Source organism: Bifidobacterium italicum (assembly GCF_002286915.1).
Lineage (GTDB): Bacteria > Actinomycetota > Actinomycetes > Actinomycetales > Bifidobacteriaceae > Bifidobacterium > Bifidobacterium italicum.
In genome coordinates this window covers 42,725-64,211 of the sequence record NZ_MVOG01000002.1, presented here as the reverse complement: position 1 = coordinate 64,211, position 21,487 = coordinate 42,725, and the positions used below count along the sequence as shown (strand labels likewise).

The window sequence follows — 21,487 nt, the reverse complement described above, 5'->3', positions numbered from 1 at the left end:
AGGTTTTATGACAAGAGATTATGTGGGAGTTGGTCTTCGTCGGATTAGGGAGAGAACTAATTCGTTCTTTGCTCCAATAAGAAGATATCAATTGACTCGTACGGATTTCACTGTAATATCTAACAATTGTTGGGCCGGTTCGGTATATCGATATTATGGATTGCCTTATCAGTCGCCAACTGCGGGACTGTATTTCTTCGCGTCAGATTATGTGAAATTCGTCTCCGATTTGCGGAGATATATCAATACACCGCTTCACTTTATACAGGCGAGCGACTCGCGGCATGCTGATACGCTCTTCCGCAAGGGTGAGGATACGAAGATTATTGCACGACTCGATGATATTGAGGTAGTCTTCCTTCACTATCTAACTAAACAGGAGGCAGAAGAAAAATGGAAACGTCGCTGTGAACGAATTAATTGGGATAACGTATTCCTGAAGTTTAGTGAGATGAATGAATGCACAGAAGAGGATATCCTCTCGTTCGATTCAATTCCATGTGGGAACAAGATCTGTTTCATGTCGCAGCCAAGAGCCGGAATCGCCTGCGGAATCAATTTCCCGTATACTGTTTCGGCAGAAAGGCAGATACTGTGTGATACCGATCGATTCCGTCGTGGATTCAATCTAACGCATTGGCTGAATAGGGAGCCGATGTCCTATCCATGGTAATCTCGGTATTCGTCCATGAGGTCGATATTCCAAAAAAGTCCTTAGTGATAGAGGATATGTGAGAAAGGTATAAGATGCAGCGAGTCTTGCAAGTGGTAAATATTATGGATCGTGGAGGGGTCGAAACTCTGCTGATGAACATCTATCGTAACATCGACAGAGAACAGGTTCAGTTCGATTTCCTCACGCATCCATTTAGTGACTCGGCAAATAATTCGCAAGAATATGAAGAGGAGATTATTTCCTTAGGAGGTAAAGTATACAAGGCGCCTAGCTACACTCATAATCCTTTCTCCTATACGAAATTCATTTCTCGATTTTTCCAAGCGCATCCAGAATATACTGTTGTGCATGGTCACAATCTTGATGCTGCAGCATTATCATATATGAGAGTTGCGAAACAGCATGGACGTTTTCTTATCGCACACTCACATAACACCCATGATCGGGGTAGTGCGCTGAAGGGGGCTGTGTTGAGAATAGTGCATTCGGTGTTACGTCGATACCCAGATTGCTTTTATGCGTGCTCGAATGAAGCCGCTGAGTTTGCATTTGGAAAGCGTATTGCATCTAATTCGTGTGAAATCGTATATAATGGAATTGATGTTAATAATTATAGAATCGATCAGCGATTACATGAAGAACTAAAGGGCGAGCTCTTTCCTGGTGAAAATGGTCCAGTATTCATCAATGTTGGTCGTCTTGCAGAACAAAAGAATCAATCATTCCTTCTTGACGTTTTCGCAGAAATCCTCGCAAATGATGAGTCGGCATTGCTGCTCTTGATTGGAAAAGGACCAATGAAAAACATACTTGAGAATAGGTTGCGCGATCTGCATATTGGGGATCGTGTTAGAATGCTCGGTTCCGTTGAAGATGTTCCAACATATCTTCGGGCCGCAGATGTTTTCCTTTTTCCTTCCCTGTACGAGGGGCTGCCATTGGCAGCAGTTGAGGCACAGGCTGCCGGATTGCCGACGCTGATCTCCTCGTCCGTACCTTCGATGGTGCAGTGTAGTGATGTGGTTCGTACTCTAGATCTGAAATCGGGGCCACGGGTCTGGTCCGATACCGCTCTACAGATGTATGAGGATAATAGGGAGAAAAGGATGGACTGTGTGGATCAGGTCCGTGATGCTGGATTCGACATTACAACGACTGCACGTAAACTTGTTACAATGTATACACGCCATACATAATTATTGCAAGTATTGATGGATTCTTTGTGTGATCGTGATGTTGGTGAATAAGGAGGAGTTCGCGTGGGAAAGTATAAAACACTTTTACTGAATATTGCCCTGTTTCTGTTAAATGCGATATCCACTAAACTAATTACTTTCCTGCTGATTCCATTATATACCTACTGTTTAACTACGGCACAGTATGGAATCACTGATATGTCACTCACAGTAGTGGGCCTACTTTTGCCTGTGGTGACCTTATCCATCGGTGATGCCGTTACACGTTATATCATCGAAGACGCCCATGATGAGGATAGATATATCTCTGTTGGTTTCTGGGTTTCCCTATTGGGGTGTCTCTTGGTGCTCGCTGGGCTTCCGCTTCTAGATCTATCCATATTCGGTGGATTGGGTTCATGCAAATGGTATTTTATGGCTTACTTCATATCCTTCTGTTTCAATGGATATCTAGGTAATGTAGCGCGTGGCCTGAATCGAATCAAACTGCTGACTGTTGCCTCTATCGCATCCTCATTGGTGTCTGCTTCCTCAGCCGGTATCCTCATCGGTTTTCTCGATTGGAAGACGGAAGGATACTTTGTGTCGCTAGTATTAGGCGGATTAACGTCAATTGCCATTTACTTAATTGTAGGTAAATTCGCAAATTATATCACCTTACCGCAAATAGAGCATGATCGGATTATATTTAAGACGATGTTACTCTATTCTATTCCCCTTATTCCAAATTCTATCTTTTGGTGGATTGGGACAGGTGTGAACAGGTTCTTTATTACTGCGATGCTTGGAATTGGTGCTTCTGGGCTTTTTGCTGCAGCAAGTAAGATTCCGAATATCCTAAATATGCTCTCTTTGACCTTCTGGCAGGCATGGAGCCTTTCAGCTTTCCAACAGTTTAAGAAAGAGGATACTGGCAAATTCTATAGCAATGTTTTTGTTGTCTTTCGGACTCTTTGCTTTGTTGTAGCATCTATCCTTGTTCTCGGTGCTCCTTGGCTGGCATCTCTACTACTGCAGAAAAGTTTCTATGAGGCTTGGGTCATCGTTCCGCCACTCATTCTTGCCTTTTTATTCAATGCATTCGCCAGTTTCTACGGCACAGTCTTCACCGCAAGCATGAAAACGGCATATCTGCTGACATCGACAGTGGCAGCGTCGTTGGTAGTCGTCGCCATGACATGGCTTCTCATTCCTGCCATGGGATTGCAGGGCGCCGCCTGGGCCCTTGTGGCCAGTAACTTTGTTATGTATGTCATGCGTGTTTTTCGCGCCAGCACTGTGATGACGATCAAGGTGAACTGGTTGTTAATGGGAATCGCCATACTGCTCTTTGTCCTTCAAGTATGCATCATGACTTGGCAGCCAAGCAACTATATGACATTCTCTGCTGCAGCATTCGTACTGATATGCCTAGTCTCGTTCTTTGACTGCTATCCATCAATCAAAACCATCATTGGTGTCATGCGCACGAAATAGATAGATTGATGGATGGTCGCATGGGGAGGAACAGAGTGACTCCTTTTGTTACTGACCTATGTTGGCCATCCATCGATTCGGGTCTCCTCACCGCTTGCCGGCGTAGAGATCATGGTTGATTGTCTCGGCGAACGCTTCGTTCACCTTCGGCCGGACGACCTTGAGCGAGGGGGTCAGGCAGCCGTTGTCCTGGGTGAGCTGGACGGGGAGCACGGCGAACTTCCTTACTGATTCGGCGCGTGAGACGTCGGCGTTCGCGAGGTCGACGTAACGCTGGATCTCGGCGGCCGTCTCCGGAAGCGCGGCGACCTCGTCGATCGTCAGGTCGGTGGACAGCTTCTGCGTCGGCAGCCAGCTCGCCACGCCTTCCGGGTCGAGCGTGACGAGGGCGGAGACGAATGGACGTCCGTCGCCGATGACGACGGCGTGTTCGACGATCGGGCATGTGCTGATCTGCTGTTCCATAGGAATCGGGGAGACGTTCTTGCCGCCGGCCGTGATGATGATGTCCTTCGCGCGTCCGGTGATCGTGATGTGGCCTTCGTCGTCGATCCGTGCGAGATCACCGGTGCGCAGCCATCCGTCCGCAGTGAGCGCCTCGGCGGTCTTCTCGGGAAGGTTGTGGTAGCCGCGGAACACGTTCTGCCCGCGCACTTCAAGTTCGCCGTCCGGGGAGATGCGCACCGACGAGCCGGGCACCGGCTGGCCGACCGAACCGATCGCGAGATCCTCGACGCGCGTGAACGCGAACGGGGCCGCCGTTTCGGTCATGCCGTAGCCTTGGATCATCGGAATGCCGATGCCGTTGAAGAAATGCAGCAGGTCGTCGCTGATCGGCGCGCCGCCCGACGCGAGATACTTGATCCGGGGACCGAAGGCCGAGCGGATCGTGCGGTAGACGGTCGTCTCGTACTTCGCATGTTCGGCGCGCTGCCTGAGCGTCGGCTTGACGCCGTCCTGCTCCATCCTCGACCAATCGATGGCCGCGTCCGCCGCCTTGAGGAACATACGGCCTTTCCAACCGGTGCCGGCCTTGCGCGACGCCGCGTTGTACACCTTCTCGAACACGCGCGGCACGGCGAGCACGAAGGTCGGCTGGAAGACCTGCATGTCCTTGGGCAGCGTCTTCGTGTCTCCCAGATAACCGACGACGCCTTCGTCGGACGCAATCGTGAAGTACTGGATCATGCGCGCGAAGCAATGCGCGAGCGGCAGGAACAGCAGCAGCCGCGCCTCGCCTTCGATGACCTTCGGCATGCACTGCTGTGCCGAACGCGTGATGCTCGTGAAGTTCCTATGCGTCAGCTCGGCGCCCTTCGGCGTGCCGGTGGATCCCGACGTGTAGACGATCGTCGCCAGATCGTCGGCGCGTACAGCGGCGATATGTTCGTCGAGCTCCTCATCGGAGATCATGACGCCGATGCCCTCGAGCGCTTCGAGCGCCTTCGCGTCGAGCATCAGGATGCGTTCGAGCGTCGGGCAGGCGTCGATCACCGAATCGAGTGCGTCGAAACGCTGCTGATTGTCGGCGACCGCGAGCTTCACGTCGGCGTCGTTGAGGATGCGCTGCGCCTGCGCGGCGGAATCGGTGTCATAGATCGGCACCGTCACGGCACCAATCGCGGCGAGTGCGAAATCCAACAGTCCCCATTCGATGCGCGTCGCCGAGAAGATCGTGACGGCGTCACCCTTCGCGATGCCGAACTGGATCAGCCCCTTCGCGATCGCACGGACGCGGGCATTGAAATCGCCGGCCGTCATCGTCGTCCATGCGCCGGCGGCGTTCTTATACTCCGCGAGTGGAAGGTCGGGGCCGGTCGCGGCGATGCGGTCGGTGAGCATCGAGTAGACGGTCGCGGAATCGGAGACGGTGAGCGCCGCGCCGGGCGTCGTGTATTCGGTAAGCATGGAGGGTCCTGTCCTGAAAACGTTCGCGTAAGCTACGCCATCGTAACCGGCATGCACGCGGCGCGGCATTGTACGAAGAAACAAGAATCGCGAGAACCACTTTGTGTGAATGGACAAGTGATCTGCGGCGCCCGGAACGTGCCCGGCGTCACGAAAAAGTCGCACAGCGCCTCTGTTCAGCGCGGCGCGATGCTGCTAGATTGACGAATGGTCTCGCATCGCGCGCCGAGGAACGAACAATCGAAGCTCAGGAGGAACGATGGTCGACAAGCGGCTTTTCACGCTCGTACCGGGAGTCAGGAAACTCGTCATAGGCAAGATCGTCTTCCTGTGGATCGGGTTGCTCGCGGACATCGCGCTCGCGGCGAGCATCGTCGGCATCGTCGCGCCGCTCGTCCGCTACGCCGGCGACGATCTTGCGTTTGCGGCCGACGTCACGGAGTTCTGGCCGTCGGTCGTCGTGTTCCTCGTCATCGCCGTTGTGCGCTTCGTCGCGCATAGGTTCGCGACGAAGCTCGGCACCCTGGCCGCGGAGCGCGTCAAGCTCGGCCTGCGTTCTACGCTGTACAGGAAGATGCTGTCGCTCGGCCCGTCGTACGCGCAGCACACGCGCACGTCGGACGTCGTGCAGCTCACCGGCGAAGGTGTCGACCAGGTGCAGAGCTTCTTCGAACTGTTCCTGCCGCAGCTCGGCTTCGCGATCCTCGCGCCGCTGACGTTGTTCGCCGTCATCGCGCCGATCAATATGCCGACCGCCGTCACATTGCTCGTATGCGCGCCGCTCATCGTCATCATCGTCGGCCTCATTGCGATGCGCACGGCGAAGACCTTCCGCAAATACTGGGGCAAATACACGGACATGGGCGCTGTGTTCCTCGACGACCTGCAGGGGCTCGAGACGCTTAAGACCTTCGACGCGGACGAACGCGCGGCCGAGAGAATGAACCGTGAGGCCGAGGAGTTCCGCGTCATGACGATGCGCGTGCTGCAGATCCAGCTGCGCTCGCTGACGGCGATGGACGTCGTCGCCTACGGCGGCGCGGCGGCCGGCATCTTCGTGGCCGTCTGGCAGTTCATGCGCGGCGACAATCAGGCCTTCGGCGACCTGCTCGTCTCGGAGCCACGCCTCGCCGATCCGCTGCTCGGCCTGTCCGGCGTCCTTTTCGTCATCCTGATGGCCGTCGACTTCTTCCTGCCGCTGCGCCAGCTCGGCTCGTACTTCCACGTCGCGATGAACGGCATGACCTCCAGCAAACGCATCTTCGCGCTGCTCGACGTACCCGGGCCGCAATACGGCACGCAAACGCTGCCTGCGGGCGCCGACCTCGGCGTGCGCGCCGAATCGCTCGGATTCGCGTACGGGGAGGACGACGCCAAGCCGGCGTTGCATGACGTCACGTTGACGATGCCGGCGCGCTCGCTGACGGCGATCGTCGGCGAATCAGGATCGGGAAAATCAACGTTGGCGGCGCTCGTCGCCGGCGAACTCGAAGGATATACGGGCTCGCTGCGGTTCGTCGACGGCGGCGCGACGGTCGAGCTGCGCGACTGCAGCGAGGACGCATTGATGCGCGCCGTCTCGATCGTCGGCGCCCGCAGCCATCTGTTCGCCGGCACGCTGCGCGACAACCTGCTGATGGCGAAGCCGGACGCGACCGACGAGGAACTGCGGCGCGCGCTCGCGGACGCCCACATCCTCGATTTCATCGACGCGCAACCCGACGGATTGGACATGCGGATCGAACAGGACGCGGCGAACCTCTCCGGCGGACAGCGCCAGCGTATCGCCGTCGCGCGCGCACTGCTGCGTGACACGCCGATCATGATCTTCGACGAGGCGACGAGTTCGGTGGACGCGGACAGCGAACGGCTCATCATGGAGACGGTGCACAAGCTCGCCGAACACAAGACGGTGCTGCTCATCACGCACAGGCTCGCCGACGCCGTCGCCGCCGACGACATCGTCGTGTTCGCCAACGGCAGCTGCGTGGAGCATGGCACCCATGATGAGCTCATTGCCGCCGACGGCGTGTATGCGACGATGTTCCGCGCGCAGCAGGACGTCGAACAGGTCGGCAAGCGCAAGGAACACGCCGGCATCCGGTACGCGCGGAACTTGACGGCGCCGTCGCGTGCTGCGGAATCCGACGGTCCCGACGACCTCGCGGCGGCGACGCAGGCGGCGAAGAAGGACGCGCCGCACGAGGAGATGTCGACGATGCGTCTCATCGGGCGGCTGCTCGGTCAGGTCGGCTCGCTGCGGCCTCTGATGATCGTCGCCTGCATCTTCGGCACGCTCGGGCACCTCGTCGCGACCTTCCTGCCGGTATTCGGCACGATGGCGCTGTTCGCGGCCTTCGGCAGGCCGGTGTGGGGGATGAGCGCCGGGTGGGCGCTCGCATTGATGGTCGTCTGCGCGTTCATCCGCGGCGCGATGCGCTACTGCGAACAGTACATGAACCACAATCTGGCGTTCCGGTTGCTCGCATTGTTCCGCGCGAAGATGTTCGCGGCGCTGCGCAGGCTCGCGCCGGCGAAGCTCGCCGGCAAAGGCAAGGGCGACCTCGTCTCGATGGTCACGACCGACGTGGAACTGCTCGAGATCTTCTTCGCACATACGATCTCGCCGACCGTCATCGCAATCTCCACGACGCTCATCTACACGGTCGCGCTGTTGTGCCTCAGCCCGTGGTTCGCGCTGCTGCTCGTCGTGGCGCATCTGCTCATCGGAGTCGTCGTGCCGAAGCTGTTCGCCGGGGCGCTGCACGGCGTCGGCGGCCGCATCCGCAAGGAATCAGCCAGATTGGACGACATGGTGCTCGACGACATGCACGGCCTGGAACAGATCATCCGCTTCGGCCGAGGCGAAGCGCGGCTGTCTCGGATCGAACGCAGTTCGCGTGCGCTGGGGGCGCAGCGCGTCGAGCTCAGCGCGCGCAACGCGACCTACGGCGGACTCGACCACGTCATCATCGTGCTCGTCTCGGCGGCCGCGGCGTTCCTGACGCTCGCATTGGCGCTGACGACGAACGCCGATATGACTACCGCAGTGACGGCGCTCGTGCTCGTCGTCAGTTCGTTCGGGCCGACGCTCGCATTGAGCGCGCTGCCGGCTAGCCTGACGCAGACCTTCGCGTCGGCGCGGCATCTGTTCGCACTGATGGATGAGACGCCTGCGGTCGTCGAACGCGGCACGCTCGCGCCACAGTACGACGGCGTGCGGATGGATGACGTGACCTTCGCGTATGACAGTGCCGCGTCGCCGGTGCTCGACGACGTGACGCTCGACGTGCCGGTGTCGGGCATCCTCGGTCTGCAGGGACCGAGCGGACGCGGCAAGTCGACGATGCTCAAGCTGCTGATGCGTTACTGGGATCCGCAATCGGGCGTCGTCACGCTTTCTGGGGACACGCTGCCGACCGTCGACGCGCATGCGCGACGCAGGCTGCAGACGATGATGAGCCAGGAGACCTATCTGTTCGACGGCACGATCGCCGACAATCTGCGGATCGCGGCGCCGGAGGCGAGCGATGGCGAAATTCGCGAAGCGTTGCGCAAAGCGTCCGTGCTCCGGCTCATCGACACGTTGCCGCAGGGCGTCGATACGCCAGTCGGCGAACTCGGCGGACGGCTTTCCGAAGGCGAACGCCAACGCATAGGCCTCGCGCGCATGTTCCTGCGCGACGCGCGGCTCTATCTGTTCGACGAACCGACGAGCCGGCTCGATTCGCTCAACGAGGCATACATCCTGCAGTCGATCAACGGCTTGGTCGAGGAGAGCGGCGCCGCCGTCGTGCTCGTCTCGCATAGGGAATCGACGATGAAGATCGCCGACGAGGTGCGGGTGATGTGAGGACGTGCCTCACCGAACGGTGAAAAGCGCTGAGGGCGGCCCGTGCAACGCACGGGCCGCCCTCAGCGGTATTGGCTGCAATCACAGACTCAGGAAATACTCGTGGATGCGGGTGTCGTCGGTGATCTCGGGATGGAAGGCGGTCGCGAGGATGTTGCCCTGCTGCAGCGCGACGGCGTTGTCGCCGGTGCTCGCCATGACATGGGCCTTCGGACCCATCTCGGCCACGAAGGGGCCGCGGATGAACACAAGCGGGAAATCGCTGATGACACCGCTGGAATCGCCATTGGCGGCGAAGGTCTGCACATCCTCGGTCGTGGCGAACGACCCGAGCTGACGGCCGTACGCGTTACGACGGACGGTCGCGTCGAGCACGCCGAAATAGACGTTCGGGTCGTTGTCGAGCCGTTCGGCGAGCAGGATCATGCCGGCGCAGGTGCCGAAGGTCGGCTTGCCGGCCGCGATATGCGCGGCGATCGGGTCGAACAGACCGGTGGAACGCAGCAGCTTGCCCTGCGTCGTGCTCTCGCCGCCGGGAAGGATGACGCGGTCGATCGAATCGTCGAAATCCTCGGCCGCGCGCAGCAGCTTCCACGGCGCGCCGAGACGATCGAGCATCGCGGCGTGTTCGGCGAAAGCGCCCTGCACGGCGAGGATGCCGGTGACGCCATGCGCCACGGCATCGACGTCGTCGGAATGCTCTTTGGAGATGTAGGAAACGTCAACAACCATGGAGGACGCCCGTCACTCGCCGCGGGCGGCCATGATCGTTTCGATCTCGTCCTCGTTGATGCCCACCATCGCCTCGCCGAGGTTCTCGGACAGGCGGGCGAGCAGGTCGGCGTCCTGCCAGTTCGCGGTCGCCTGCACGATCGCGGCGGCGCGCTTCGCCGGGTCGCCGGACTTGAAGATGCCGGAGCCGACGAAGACGCCTTCGGCGCCGAGCTCCATCATCAGCGCGGCGTCGGCCGGGGTCGCGACGCCGCCGGCGGCGAAGTTGACGACCGGCAGACGGCCGTTGTCATGCACGAACTTCGCGAGCTCATACGGCACAGCGAGCTGCTTGGCGTACTCGTAGACCTCGTCGTCGCGCAGCGAGACGAGCTCGCGGATCTGCTTGTTCATCGTGCGCATATGGCGGACGGCCTGGATGACGTCGCCGGTGCCCGGCTCGCCCTTCGTGCGGATCATCGAGGCGCCCTCCTCGATGCGGCGCAGCGCCTCGCCGAGGTTCTTCGCGCCGCAGACGAAGGGGACGGCGAACTCGTTCTTGTCGATGTGGTAAACGTCGTCGGCGGGAGAGAGGACCTCGGACTCGTCGATGTAGTCGATCTCGATGGCCTGCAGGATGCGCGCCTCGGCGATGTGGCCGATGCGCGCCTTCGCCATGACGGGAATCGAAACGGCCTCCTGGATGCCCTTGATCATCGCGGGATCGCTCATGCGGCTCACGCCGCCGGCCGCGCGGATGTCTGCCGGAATGCGCTCGAGCGCCATGACGGCGCACGCGCCCGCGTCCTCGGCGATGCGCGCCTGCTCGGGCGTCGTGACGTCCATGATGACGCCGCCCTTGAGCATCTGTGCGAGGTTCTTGTTGAGTTCGTTTCTCGTGGTTTCCATCGATGACCTTCTTGGGTTGTAGATGCATGGTACGCCGTCGAAGGTGCGCGGATGTGCGCGGACTACGGCGTGGGAATCCTCTTCGGCGTGCGCTGGCGCGCGGCCTCTCTCGAGAGATAGCACATGAATGTGCATGAGTCGGGGCAGTGTTCAGCAGATGAACAGGTGCATGGGTGCGTGTGTGCGAATGGGCGCACAAGTGCATAACTCGATATTTCGGTTGGAATATCGAGTTATGCACTGACGGGTGAGGGGAGAGATGGTCTGAGTGCGAAGGGAATGATCGAAAATCATTGATTTTGTGAGTAATTGGCATGATTGGCATGTGCCATGTCCGCAAATGTGCGTATTGATGGAGCCGGTATGCATGCCACGCCGGCACATGAACGCATAGGTCGGGAATACAGGACATCTTTTGGGTTATGCGAAGCGAGGCAGCCGGGGAATATGCAGACATGAGTAGGCGGGGAAGGCGGGAAAGGGGTGCGGCCCCGGAGGGGCTGCACCTATCGGGTCAACGTCGGGTGAACCATCTTCTCATCTGATCGCTCATGACGATTGTGAAGAGCAGCACCGTAATCCAGTTTTTATCTGCATACGATGCGAGCACAACCACGATGATGATTGTGATGACATCATCCGTCGCTGGACCCTTTCCTCGTTATATTGGTTGTGCTGAATTGGGAATCGGTTCACTTCGGAATCTTGTGGCGCGCACTTGAAGCTTCATTCCGTTGGATTCTTGATTCAGTGGGATATCTCCTTTTCGGTATCCCGTTCGATGTCGACCGGCCGCCGCGTTCTTGCTGGAGCGCGGCGGCGGTTGTTTTTATCAATCTTGGCATATACATATAAACGCATGAATCTGGGGTGCTGGGCATCTTCTGATGCGTGCGGATATCCACATCGTTGTGCACATATGGTGTGGGGATCGGCGAAGGAATCCACATTCCCACAGAGGGATGGAAACGGTTTGTATGGGGAAATCTCCGGACGTACGGTGGGCGGGCCCATAAGGGTTAGGCAAAGTCGGAAGACCTTGGAAGGAGAGGGGATGGGAATCACCACATTCGGCGCCAATGAAGAATATGCGGATGATGGATATCCGTGGGATGCCGTTCCCATGGATTCGCCGGTGGATGAAGGTCTTGTGCAGCGCGGATACGGGAATCGGCGGTCGTATCCGATGCTGCGCGCCAATCTGCGGGAGCGTACTTCGCAGATGATGCGCCGCTGCAAGGACGCTGATCTTCCATACGCGTACTGCAAATCGACGGCGTTGAGATTGCTCGGGGTGGAGACGCCCGAAGATCTGGCGGGGCCGGGCAACGCTTGGGACAATGCGGCGCCGCGCAAACCGGGACGGCAATCGAATCGGCGGCCGAACGCGGATGCGCTGCACGTCATCGTCCGTAAGGCGTCCGAACGGCGCACGTTGCCGGGTGTGCGCATGCATGTGTGGAACGGGCTGGCCGATGATTGCGTGCAGATACTTGCGAACGGCATATGCTGCCTGACGCCTGCGGCCGCGTGGGCGTCGGTTGCGATGGACGCGACGATGCTGCAGCTCATCCAGATCGCGGAGTCGATGGAACGCTACGGGTTGGCGACGCTCGACGAACTGCGCGTATTCGTGGAGGCGCGGCGTTTCCACGGCAAGCATCGGTGCCGGGTTGCGCTCGCAATCGCGAAACCCGGCAGCGCGTCGGTCAAGGAGACCGAACTGCGGGTGCGGCTGGAATTGCGCGGTCTTCCGGAGTTCGCGATCAACTTCGCGGTGCCGGGCGCCGCATACGATTCACGCGTGGAGCAGACGGTGGACCTTGCGCTCGAGCGGTATCGCGTCGGGCTGGAATACCAAGGGGATCAGCATCGTTCGGACTATAGGCAGTACCGGCGTGACCGTGACAAGCTCGGCGCGTTGGCCGCGTTGGGCTGGCGGGTGTTCGAGGTGACGCAGGATGATTTGAATTCCGAGGAAGCAATGGATCGGCTCGCGATGCGCATCATGTGCGTGATTGCGTCGCAGGCCGGCGGTCAGCCGCAGATCACGCGGTTGACCTATGCGCGGATCGCGGATCCGCGGCGCGCGGGGAGGAAGGGTGTGTGAGTGCATATCTATGGGTGTGTGAGTGCATATCTCAATATTATTTTGACTGACATATTGAAATATGCACAGGTTGGGATGGGTGAGTGGGCTGTGAGAGTTTTGGTCAAGGTGAGAAGCTCACAAATAGACACAGAATGAGCGCGTGGATTGTTCAAGATGCACCATATTTGCTCATGAATCCCTGACGTGGATGGAATAGGAAGGCATACCTGTTGCATATGTCGAGATTGCGGAGGAAATACCGAGTTATGCAAAGAAGGTGAGCGACAAGAGGGGGAAGAAGGGTATCAGAATGGTTTTTAGGAAATGAAGATGCACATAGCTCAGAATGAAGATTGAAATACTGAGTTATGCGCGGTATAGGTGAAAGGAATTAAGATGTAGGAAACCGGAGGGTGCATAAATCAGGTTCAGGCATGAAGTATTGAGTTATGCAAGGATTGGGAATGTGGGGCAGTATGAAACAAGAAGCGCGGAGGTGACATGGCTGGCATACTGCCGCAAATACTGAAATCAGGATTGAAGTGTTGAGTTATGCAAGGTATGGGCGAAGAGGAATTGAGGGATGGTGGGTTGAGACTGCGCATAGCTCGGAATCAGGTTGGAAATACTGAGCTATGCAGAGTAGGAGATGGGGAGATGGGGGGTATTGGCAATCAAGGCTGCGCATAACTCTGGATTAAGATGGGAATATTGAGTTATGCAGGAAAACCAAGGAGATGCCCTAGGTGCAGTAAGGTGGACTGCATGAGCATTCCGTTGATTCTTGCCTCCAAGTCCCAGCCGCGCCGTGATGTGCTGTTCAACGCAGGCATCTGCCCGACGATCCGCGTGTCGCATGTCGACGAGGACGCCGTGCTCGAACGCAGGGCTCAGGACCAGGGCGTGAGCGTGGATGAACTGCCGATCGCCGACAAGGTGTGCACGTTGTCCCGTGCGAAGGCGATGGCCGTCTATGAGATCTACCGCAACGTCGTGCGCACGGCCTCGGAGGCCACAGGCGAACGCGTCATCGGCCGTCCGCTCGAAGTGGCCTCGGAGCAGATGGTGGTCGACGCGGGGTCGCCGGCCGCCGAATACACGGCCGAAGCCATCGCTTCGGCGCAGACACGCGATTTCTCCGGCGTCGACATCCCGACCGAATGCGAGCCGATCGATACGACCGGCGGTCTCGCCGACCGCAAGGTCGGCCCGCTCATCCTCGGCTGCGACTCGATGTTCCTGCTCGACGGCCATGCGTACGGCAAGCCGCACACCGAAGCGGTCGCGCGCGAACGACTGCGGGCGATGAGCGGCGCGACCGGCGAACTGTGGACCGGGCACACGTTGATCGATTTCGCGACCGGGCGCGTCGAAACTGCGGCGAGCATGGCGACGCTGACGTTCTGCGAGTTCACCGAGACGATGATCGACCGTTACATCGCCTCTGGCGAGCCGCTCGAGGTGGCCGGCTCGTTCACTCTGGACGGTCTCGGCGGCGCGTTCATCGATTCGATCACCGGCGCGCCGAGCGGCATCATCGGTCTGAGCCTGCCGCTGGCGCGCGAACTCGTCGAACGCATGGGCATCGAATGGACCGACCTGTGGAACGTGTCGCGCGACGAACGATTCCAGGAATCCTCGGCGAAAGCTCCGAAGACGAACGTGCGCCAGCCGGGCGACGGCTGGGTCGAATGCGCATGCGGAAGGCGGCATTGGGGGACCAACGGCGCCGCCGGGGTGCTGCTCGCGCGCCGCGACGCGGCAACCGGCAACGTCACGCACATCGTCATGCAGCATCGCGCCGAATGGAGCGCCGAAGGCGGCACGTGGGGCATCCCCGGCGGCGCGATCGCCGACGGCGAGTCGACGCTCGAGGGCGCGCTGCGTGAGGCCAACGAGGAGGCGAACATCACGCCGGAGGACATCGAGGTCGTCGGCTCCTACTGCGAGGACCACGGGCCATGGTCCTACACGACGGTGTTCGCGTTCGAGAAACCGGGGCATGCCGTGCATCCGAAGGCGAACGACGACGAAAGCATGGAGATCGAGTGGATCGCGATCGACGAGGTGCCCGACCATAGGCTGCTCACGGCGATGCGCACCGACTGGCCGCGGTTCCGCGCACGACTCGACGCGCTCGCCATCGAATACCAAGGACGCTGATGGCCGCCCCGGCGATGACGGGGCCGGCGATTTGCGTTCGGGGACGGGAACGCGTAGACGTAATGGCATGACACGCAGACGCTCCCAGCATTTCGGCCGCAAGTACCTCAACGGCGCCGGCCTGTTCGAACGTATGCTCATCCTGCTCGTCATCCTCGTCGTCATCGGCGTGACGATCGGACTCGTGCTGCCGCGAGTCAGCCCGAGGTTCGCCGAGATGACCGGCAGATACCGTGCGACGGGCACGGCCGCGCAGACGCTCGCCTCGCTCACCGTCGACGACCATCCGTCGTCGCGCGGCTACGACCGCGAGAAATTCGGCTACCGGCAGACCGACGCCGACGGCAACGGCTGCGACGTGCGCGACGACGTGCTGGGCCGCGACCTCGACGACGTGCGTTACACGAAACGCGGCGGCTGCAAGGTCCAGTCGGGCGTCCTCGAAGACCCGTACACCGGCGACGAGATCCGTTTCCGACGTGGCAAGGACACGAGCGCCGCCGTGCAGATCGACCATGTCGTGGCATTGCAGAACGCCTGGCAGTCGGGTGCGAGCGCCTGGAGCGTGAAGAAACGCTACGAATTCGGCAACGACATGTACAACCTCATCGCCGTGGACGGCGCGGCGAACCAGGAGAAATCCTCGGCCTCGGCCGCCTACTGGCTGCCGGAGAACAGCGGGTACCGCTGCGCATACGTCGCGCGGCAGATCGGCGTCAAGGACAAGTACGGGCTGACGGTCACCACGCAGGAGAAACGCGCGATGCTCGCCGTGCTGCACAGCTGCCCCGGGCAGGCGGTGCCTGAGGAATGACGACGACGATTGAGCGAGCCGCGAACAGACGTCGATTCGTTATGTTGGCCCTCTAGGACTGCTTGATAGGACGAGACGACGAGGAGCGGCGATGGCACGGCGAAGCGAAACGAAACCGGATGGCACGGCGGATGGCGTTCAGGAGCCGGTGGACATCGATACGCTCGGACTCGACGCGGAGGCCGCGCAGGACATCGCCATCGCGCGCAAGGACGAAGGCAGGCCGGAGAAGGCGACGCATGCGCTCGCCAGCATGCTCGGGCCGGCCTTCGTCGCGGCCGTCGCCTACGTCGACCCCGGCAACGTCGCCGCGAACCTCACCTCGGGCGCGAAATACGGATACATGCTCGTCTGGGTGCTCGTCGTCGCGAACTGCATGAGCGTGCTCATCCAGTATCAGGCGGCGAAGCTCGGCGTCGTGACCGGCAAAAGCCTGCCGCAGATCCTCGGCGAGCGCATGGGCGCCGCGGGGCGCTTCCTGTTCTTCATGCAGGCCGAGGTGATCGCGATCGCCACCGATCTGGCCGAGGTGATCGGCGGCGCGATCGCGCTCAACCTGCTGTTCGGCATACCGATGCTGCTCGGCGGGTGCATCATCGGCGCCGTCTCCACATTGCTGCTGTTCCTGCAAGGCGGCGAAACGCACAAGATCTTCGAGCGGCTCGTCATCGGACTGCTGCTCGTCATCACCTTCGGTTTCATCGCCGGACTGTTCATGGATCCGCCGAACCCCCTCGCGGTGGCCGAAGGACTCGTGCCGCGCTTCTCGGACGGCGCCTCGGTGCTGATGGCCGCGTCGATGCTCGGCGCGACGGTCATGCCGCATGCGATCTACCTGCATTCGACGCTCGTGAACGACCACTTCGGTACAGGCGTCGACCGGCCGAGCGTGCCCGAGATGATGCACGGCAGCCGCATCGACGTCGTGTGGGCGCTCGCTATCGCCGGCAGCGTGAACATCGCATTGCTCGTCATCGCGGCGAATTCATTGCACGGCATGGGCGGCACCGACACGATCGAAGGCGCGCAGCATGCGATCACGCAGGTGCTCGGACCAGCCGTCGGCACGATCTTCTCGATCGGACTGCTCGCGTCCTCGCTGTCCTCCACGTCGGTCGGCACCTATGCGGGCTCCGAGATCATGAAGGGGCTGCTGCGGGTGAAGGTGCCGATGTGGGCGTGCCGCATCGTGACGCTCGTGCCGGCGCTCGTCGTGCTCGCCTTCGCGAACAATCCGACCGAGGCGCTGATCATCGGTCAGGTCGTGCTTTCGATCGGCATCCCCTTCGCGATCATCCCGCTGATGCGCTACACCCATGACCGCGAGATCATGGGCAAATACGCCGACGGCACGGTCAAGCACATCGTCTGCCTCGCCGTATGCGCCGTGATCGTGCTGCTCAATCTGGTGCTCATCGTCCTCACGGCGATGGGCAAGGCGTAGTAGCGGCCTGAGGTCAAGTTATCCTTGTGGGCGGCCCGACCTTTGCGGAGGAAATGGAAGTAGGAGCCGGATTCCCTGTGCATCATGGGGGCCGGCTCCTGCGCTATGCGGATACGGCCTTGCCGTCCTTCTCACGGCGCAGCGCGCGGCGGACCGCGTCGCGGGTGGAGCCGGCGTCCTCGCCCTTGACGCCGAAGACGACGAGCAGGATCATGACGAAGTTGATGATCGCGCTGATGCGCAGCGCCCATTCGATGCCGATGATGTTAGCGGCGATCTCGGTGCGTCCGGAGGACATCTGCGCCGCGGCGATCGAGTACATCGTCAGGATCATGACCGGCGAGCCGATCGCGCCGGCGATCTGCCGCACCGTGTTCGTGACCGCGGAACCCGCGGAGACCTCGGCCGGCCTGAGGCAGTTGAGCGACCATGTGGTGACCGGCATCATGACGAAGCCCATGCCGATCTGCCGGATGAACTGGCAGATCGAGATATACCAGATCCAGGTGTGCATGCCGATCATGCTCATCATCACGGTGCCGAGGCACAGCAGCATCGTGCCGGCCATCGCGACCGGACGCGCGCCGAACCGGTCGAGCGCGCGGCCGCCGAAGAACTGGGCGATCGCCTGCGCGATGGCGCCGGGCAGCATGACGAGACCGCTGATCGTGGCCGTGTAGCCGCGGCAGTTCTGGATGTACAACGGAATGAGCACGACGAGCGAGCTGAACGCGAAGAAGCTCAGCGACGCGATGAGCGTACCGACCGAGAAATGCGCGTTGCGCAGCACCGACAGGTCAAGAAGCGCCGGCCGGCTCGCGTTGCCGGCCTTGAAACGCTGCTCGCTATGGATCTGGCGCAGCACGAACCAGATGATGCCGGCGACGCCGACGACCATCGGCAGCCAGACGACCGGAGCCGCAAGCGGATAGGCTTGGATGTTCGTGAAGCCGAACATGAGGGCGCCGAAGCCGATGATCGACAATCCCACCGAGAAGAAATCCGCATGCGCCGTCTTGTCGGACGCCCCGAAGTTATGCAGTCCGCAGGCTGCGAGCACGATCGAGATGCAGCCGATGACGGTGAGCGTCAGGAAGATCGAGCGCCATCCGTTCATATCGGTCTGCAGACCGCCGAGCGTCGGGCCGATCGCCGGAGCCACGGCCATCGCCATGCCGACGACGCCCATCGCCATGCCGCGCCGGTCCAACGGGAAGATCGAGAAGACGGTGATCTGCAGCACCGGCCACATGACGCCGGTGCCGGCCGCCTCGAGGAAACGCCCGAACAGCGCGAGCGGGAAGGTCGGGCTGAGCCACGCGAGCACCGATCCGACCGTGAACACGACCATCGACGTGATGACGATCTGCCGTGTGGAGAAACGCCGCGTCAGATACGCGGTCAGCGGCACCATGACGCCCATCGTCAGCTGGAAGATCGACGTCATCCATTGGCCGAGAGTCACCGAGATGCCGAAGTCGTCGACGAGTGTCGGCAACGCGGCGCTCAGCTGCAACTGGGTGAAGTTGCCGACGAACGTGATGAAGGTCAGGATGGCGAGCGAGACGAACGCCGGACGCGTCAGATGGCCTCCCCGGTACGCGTGTTCGCGGGTGAGGACGGCGGACAGACCGGCGATCCCGCGGTGCGCGGCCGTATCCGGTTCCGGTTCGTGGTGCACCTCGCGCGTGTACGGACGTCCGGGGCGGATGGCCGGTGCGCCTCCTCCGTCGCCGGGTTGTTCGTGCTGTGGGTGCTCCTGTTGTCCGTGTGCTGCCATGCGTTCCTGGGTTCTCGTCGGATGCGGCGCTCGCGCCGCGGTTTGCTCAGTCTTCTGCGGTGGTGTCGTCTTCGATGGTCGTGATCGTCGTCGAGGCCGTGATGTCGTCGACGACCGGGGTCTCACCGGTGGGGGTGTCGTCGGCCGACAGCGCATCGTCCTGATGCTGCGGGCTGTATTCGGCGACGTTGAGCACGGCGATGCCGTCAGCGGTGCGTACGAAGACGTTCGCGCGGCCGCCGATTTCCTCGATGCCCTCGAGCAGGTGCGAGATCGGCTCCGTATCGAGCACCGGCAGCACCTGCGCGACGCCCTTCTCATCGATGACGCGCAGCGTCTCGTCGAGTTCGCCGGTGGCGAGGATCTCGTCGATGCGGCGTTCGAACTGGTGGAGCTCGTCGTCCTCGATGGTGTCGTCGCTCTCGTCCTGCGTGGTCACGGCGTCGATCTCGCCGGTCTGGATGTCGTCCTGCGCGTTCGACGTGACGATCGTCGTCTCCTCGATCACGTCGTCGGCCCCATCCTCGACGTGTTTCGTATGTTCTGCCATCGTGGCCTCCTTCGAATCGGCATCCGCCGGCATGCGTGGAACGCAGGCTCGCGGGCTGCGGAGGTCGCGCGGTGCGTGATCTCGCATGGACGCGTGGAATCGGCGGGATGCTCGGCGTGGTTGAGATACCTCGTCTCAATATTAGACGGAAGGCATTCCCTATTCACTGTTCGAGAAACGGCGACGGGGCGGCTTCGTCGCCGGATCCGGCGCTGAACATGGTTCGCGTTATGATGAATGTTCGTATGCGCGGGGACTCGTGATCCGTGCCGTGATGCGACGTCGTTTACGCATCAGATGACCATGTCATTATCATCAGAGGGAGAATGATGAGCGGAACGCAGAGCGACGCGCAGCTGGCTCAGCAGGTCGACCGTCAGTCCGCCAAGGTCCTGCAATGGCGGTTCGTCATGAACCTTGCGCTCATGGTGTTCGATGCGCTTGTGTTCTTCTGCGTGAATCTGGGCGTCATGGCGATGTACAAGGAGATGTACGTCTTCACGACGCGCCTGCAGTGGAACGTCACGATCAACCCGTATCTGTACGCGGCGGTGTGCGCGGTCATCTGGGTGTTCTGCGCACGCGTCGCCGGCGTCTACCATCGTCATGTGTTCGCCGACGGCTACCAGCTCAACGTCCTGCTGCTCAAAGCGACCTGCATCAGCTGGATCAGCATCTGCGCCGTCAACTACATCATGCAGACGACCATCTCATTGGCCGACGTCACCGTGACCTGCCTGTGCGTCTGGGTCGTCGAGATGATCGTGCGCATGATCGCGAGGATGTTCCTGACGGTGCGCCACCGCAAAGGCGAATACGCCTATCCGACCGTCATCGTCGGCTCGCCGGAGGGAATCGGCCAGATCCTCAAGTTCCTCAACCAGCGCAAGCAGCTCAACTACAAGCCGGTGCGCGTCTGCCCGATCCGCGTGAACCCGGCCACCGGTCTCATCGAAGCCGATCCGGACCGCAACCTCCTCAAGGCCGAGGTGGAGGAGTCGTGGGGCGAGTTCATCCAGCCGATCACCTACGGCGACGACCTCGCCGCGCGCATCGCGCAGACCGGCGCGCAGACCGTCATGGTGACCGACGTGCTCGACCGCTTCTCCGACAACCTGAGCACCTTTGCCGTGCAGATGGAGGCCCTCAATCTGGAGATCGCGCTGATCACGTCGGCGCTCGACATCGCCGAACATGCGACGCAGATGCGCAACATCCAGGGCATGAGCATCATGACGATCAGCCTGCCGCAGTATTCGCCGGCGTCGCGCATCAAGAAGCGTATCTTCGATCTGGTCGTCTCGTCGATCGCGATCATCCTGTCGTCGCCGATCATGCTCATCGTCGCATTGGCGATCAAGCTCGAGGACGGCGGACCGATCTTCTACAAGCAGGAACGCATCGGCCTGCATGGCAAACCGTTCTACATCCATAAGTTCCGTTCGATGCGCGTGGACGCCGACAAGCACCTCAAGGAGGTGCTCGAGGCGAACGGCCAGGAGATGGGCGCACGCTACAAGCTCAAGCACGATCCGCGCATCACGAAGGTCGGCAATTTCATCCGCAAGACGAGCCTCGACGAGTTGCCGCAGTTCTTCGACGTGTTCGCCGGGTCGATGAGCGTCGTCGGACCGCGTCCGCAGCGCGACTTCGAAGTCGAGGAATACGATCAGGTCTACGCGACGCGCCTGCTTGTCAAGCCGGGCATCACCGGGCCTTGGCAGGTCTCGGGCCGCAACGACCTGAACGAGGAGGAAAGCCGCCAGCTCGATGTGAGCTATGTGCAGGACTGGAGCGTCCTCGGCGACGTCGTCTACATCCTGCGCACGATCGGCATCGTCGTGCATCCGCATGGCGCGTACTGAGCACAGCATTCAACCAATCAACCAAACCAACCGAAACTAGAAGAATCGAG

Annotated in this window: 14 protein-coding genes; 9 read left to right on the top strand and 5 right to left on the bottom strand. The window is 60.4% G+C overall.

What is annotated here, in order from left to right; translation table 11 throughout:
- Positions 1 to 7 precede the first annotated feature (7 nt).
- The 3 genes from B1400_RS10095 (at position 8) to B1400_RS00315 (ending at position 3,348) form a co-directional block, all read left to right on the top strand.
- Positions 8 to 673 carry a DUF1919 domain-containing protein gene (locus B1400_RS10095; RefSeq protein ID WP_095612521.1) on the top strand — a complete coding sequence of 222 codons (666 nt, stop codon included), beginning with the start codon at positions 8 to 10 and terminating at the stop codon, positions 671 to 673.
- Between the two features lie 74 nt (positions 674 to 747).
- Positions 748 to 1,872 carry a glycosyltransferase gene (locus B1400_RS00320; protein ID WP_095612520.1) on the top strand — a complete coding sequence of 375 codons (1,125 nt, stop codon included), beginning with the start codon at positions 748 to 750 and terminating at the stop codon, positions 1,870 to 1,872.
- Between the two features lie 63 nt (positions 1,873 to 1,935).
- Entirely contained in the window at positions 1,936 to 3,348 is a 1,413-nt protein-coding gene (locus tag B1400_RS00315) for an oligosaccharide flippase family protein (RefSeq protein ID WP_095612519.1), read from the top strand.
- Positions 3,349 to 3,435: 87 nt separating this feature from the next.
- Here the strand turns inward: B1400_RS00315 and B1400_RS00310 are convergent, their stop codons facing one another.
- Positions 3,436 to 5,256: an AMP-dependent synthetase/ligase gene (locus tag B1400_RS00310; RefSeq protein WP_095612518.1), complete on the bottom strand. Its 1,821-nt coding sequence runs from the start codon at positions 5,254 to 5,256 to the stop codon at positions 3,436 to 3,438.
- Positions 5,257 to 5,515: 259 nt separating this feature from the next.
- On the opposite strand from B1400_RS00310, the gene B1400_RS00305 reads away from it, so the two are divergent.
- A complete protein-coding gene (locus tag B1400_RS00305; RefSeq protein WP_095612517.1) occupies positions 5,516 to 9,109 on the top strand; it encodes an ABC transporter ATP-binding protein/permease in 3,594 nt (1,197 codons plus the stop codon).
- An 81-nt stretch (positions 9,110 to 9,190) separates the two neighbouring features.
- On the opposite strand, the gene pdxT is transcribed toward B1400_RS00305, so the two are convergent.
- Positions 9,191 to 9,841 (bottom strand): pyridoxal 5'-phosphate synthase glutaminase subunit PdxT, encoded by a 651-nt coding sequence (gene pdxT, locus B1400_RS00300; RefSeq protein ID WP_095612516.1) that lies wholly within the window; start codon positions 9,839 to 9,841, stop codon positions 9,191 to 9,193.
- 12 nt (positions 9,842 to 9,853) lie between these two features.
- Positions 9,854 to 10,729, bottom strand: coding sequence for a pyridoxal 5'-phosphate synthase lyase subunit PdxS (pdxS, locus tag B1400_RS00295; protein WP_095612515.1), 876 nt, complete (start codon positions 10,727 to 10,729; stop codon positions 9,854 to 9,856).
- Positions 10,730 to 11,648: 919 nt separating this feature from the next.
- On the opposite strand from pdxS, the gene B1400_RS00290 reads away from it, so the two are divergent.
- The 4 genes from B1400_RS00290 (at position 11,649) to B1400_RS00275 (ending at position 17,242) form a co-directional block, all read left to right on the top strand.
- Positions 11,649 to 12,839 (top strand): hypothetical protein, encoded by a 1,191-nt coding sequence (locus tag B1400_RS00290; protein WP_162288138.1) that lies wholly within the window; start codon positions 11,649 to 11,651, stop codon positions 12,837 to 12,839.
- Positions 12,840 to 13,586: 747 nt separating this feature from the next.
- The gene (locus tag B1400_RS00285) at positions 13,587 to 14,984 is read left to right on the top strand and encodes a Maf family protein (RefSeq protein WP_095612513.1); all 1,398 of its coding nucleotides are present in this window, start codon (positions 13,587 to 13,589) and stop codon (positions 14,982 to 14,984) included.
- A gap of 67 nt (positions 14,985 to 15,051) precedes the next feature.
- Positions 15,052 to 15,798, top strand: a complete 747-nt coding sequence (locus B1400_RS00280; protein WP_095612512.1) for an HNH endonuclease family protein — start codon at positions 15,052 to 15,054, stop codon at positions 15,796 to 15,798.
- 91 nt (positions 15,799 to 15,889) lie between these two features.
- Positions 15,890 to 17,242: an Nramp family divalent metal transporter gene (locus tag B1400_RS00275; protein WP_095612511.1), complete on the top strand. Its 1,353-nt coding sequence runs from the start codon at positions 15,890 to 15,892 to the stop codon at positions 17,240 to 17,242.
- A 103-nt stretch (positions 17,243 to 17,345) separates the two neighbouring features.
- Here the strand turns inward: B1400_RS00275 and B1400_RS00270 are convergent, their stop codons facing one another.
- Together B1400_RS00270 and B1400_RS00265 are read right to left on the bottom strand one after the other, a co-directional pair.
- A complete protein-coding gene (locus B1400_RS00270) occupies positions 17,346 to 19,022 on the bottom strand; it encodes an MDR family MFS transporter (RefSeq protein ID WP_095612510.1) in 1,677 nt (558 codons plus the stop codon).
- 46 nt (positions 19,023 to 19,068) lie between these two features.
- Positions 19,069 to 19,572: a hypothetical protein gene (locus tag B1400_RS00265; RefSeq protein ID WP_407641051.1), complete on the bottom strand. Its 504-nt coding sequence runs from the start codon at positions 19,570 to 19,572 to the stop codon at positions 19,069 to 19,071.
- 329 nt (positions 19,573 to 19,901) lie between these two features.
- Here B1400_RS00265 and B1400_RS00260 point away from each other — a divergent pair, with 329 nt between their 5' ends.
- Positions 19,902 to 21,437 (top strand): sugar transferase, encoded by a 1,536-nt coding sequence (locus B1400_RS00260; protein WP_095612509.1) that lies wholly within the window; start codon positions 19,902 to 19,904, stop codon positions 21,435 to 21,437.
- The last annotated feature ends 50 nt before the right edge of the window (positions 21,438 to 21,487 follow it).

What these genes read in the sequence shown, in the direction of transcription:
- B1400_RS00265 (WP_407641051.1), bottom strand. Translation starts at nt 19,572, where the DNA reads ATGGCAGAACATACGAAACACGTCGAGGATGGGGCCGACGACGTGATC.
- B1400_RS00290 (WP_162288138.1), top strand. Translation starts at nt 11,649, where the DNA reads ATGGTGTGGGGATCGGCGAAGGAATCCACATTCCCACAGAGGGATGGA.
- B1400_RS00320 (WP_095612520.1), top strand. Translation starts at nt 748, where the DNA reads ATGCAGCGAGTCTTGCAAGTGGTAAATATTATGGATCGTGGAGGGGTC.
- B1400_RS00275 (WP_095612511.1), top strand. Translation starts at nt 15,890, where the DNA reads ATGGCACGGCGAAGCGAAACGAAACCGGATGGCACGGCGGATGGCGTT.
- pdxS (WP_095612515.1), bottom strand. Translation starts at nt 10,729, where the DNA reads ATGGAAACCACGAGAAACGAACTCAACAAGAACCTCGCACAGATGCTC.
- B1400_RS00270 (WP_095612510.1), bottom strand. Translation starts at nt 19,022, where the DNA reads ATGGCAGCACACGGACAACAGGAGCACCCACAGCACGAACAACCCGGC.
- B1400_RS00305 (WP_095612517.1), top strand. Translation starts at nt 5,516, where the DNA reads ATGGTCGACAAGCGGCTTTTCACGCTCGTACCGGGAGTCAGGAAACTC.
- B1400_RS00285 (WP_095612513.1), top strand. Translation starts at nt 13,587, where the DNA reads ATGAGCATTCCGTTGATTCTTGCCTCCAAGTCCCAGCCGCGCCGTGAT.
- pdxT (WP_095612516.1), bottom strand. Translation starts at nt 9,841, where the DNA reads ATGGTTGTTGACGTTTCCTACATCTCCAAAGAGCATTCCGACGACGTC.
- B1400_RS00260 (WP_095612509.1), top strand. Translation starts at nt 19,902, where the DNA reads ATGAGCGGAACGCAGAGCGACGCGCAGCTGGCTCAGCAGGTCGACCGT.
- B1400_RS00280 (WP_095612512.1), top strand. Translation starts at nt 15,052, where the DNA reads ATGACACGCAGACGCTCCCAGCATTTCGGCCGCAAGTACCTCAACGGC.
- B1400_RS00310 (WP_095612518.1), bottom strand. Translation starts at nt 5,256, where the DNA reads ATGCTTACCGAATACACGACGCCCGGCGCGGCGCTCACCGTCTCCGAT.
- B1400_RS10095 (WP_095612521.1), top strand. Translation starts at nt 8, where the DNA reads ATGACAAGAGATTATGTGGGAGTTGGTCTTCGTCGGATTAGGGAGAGA.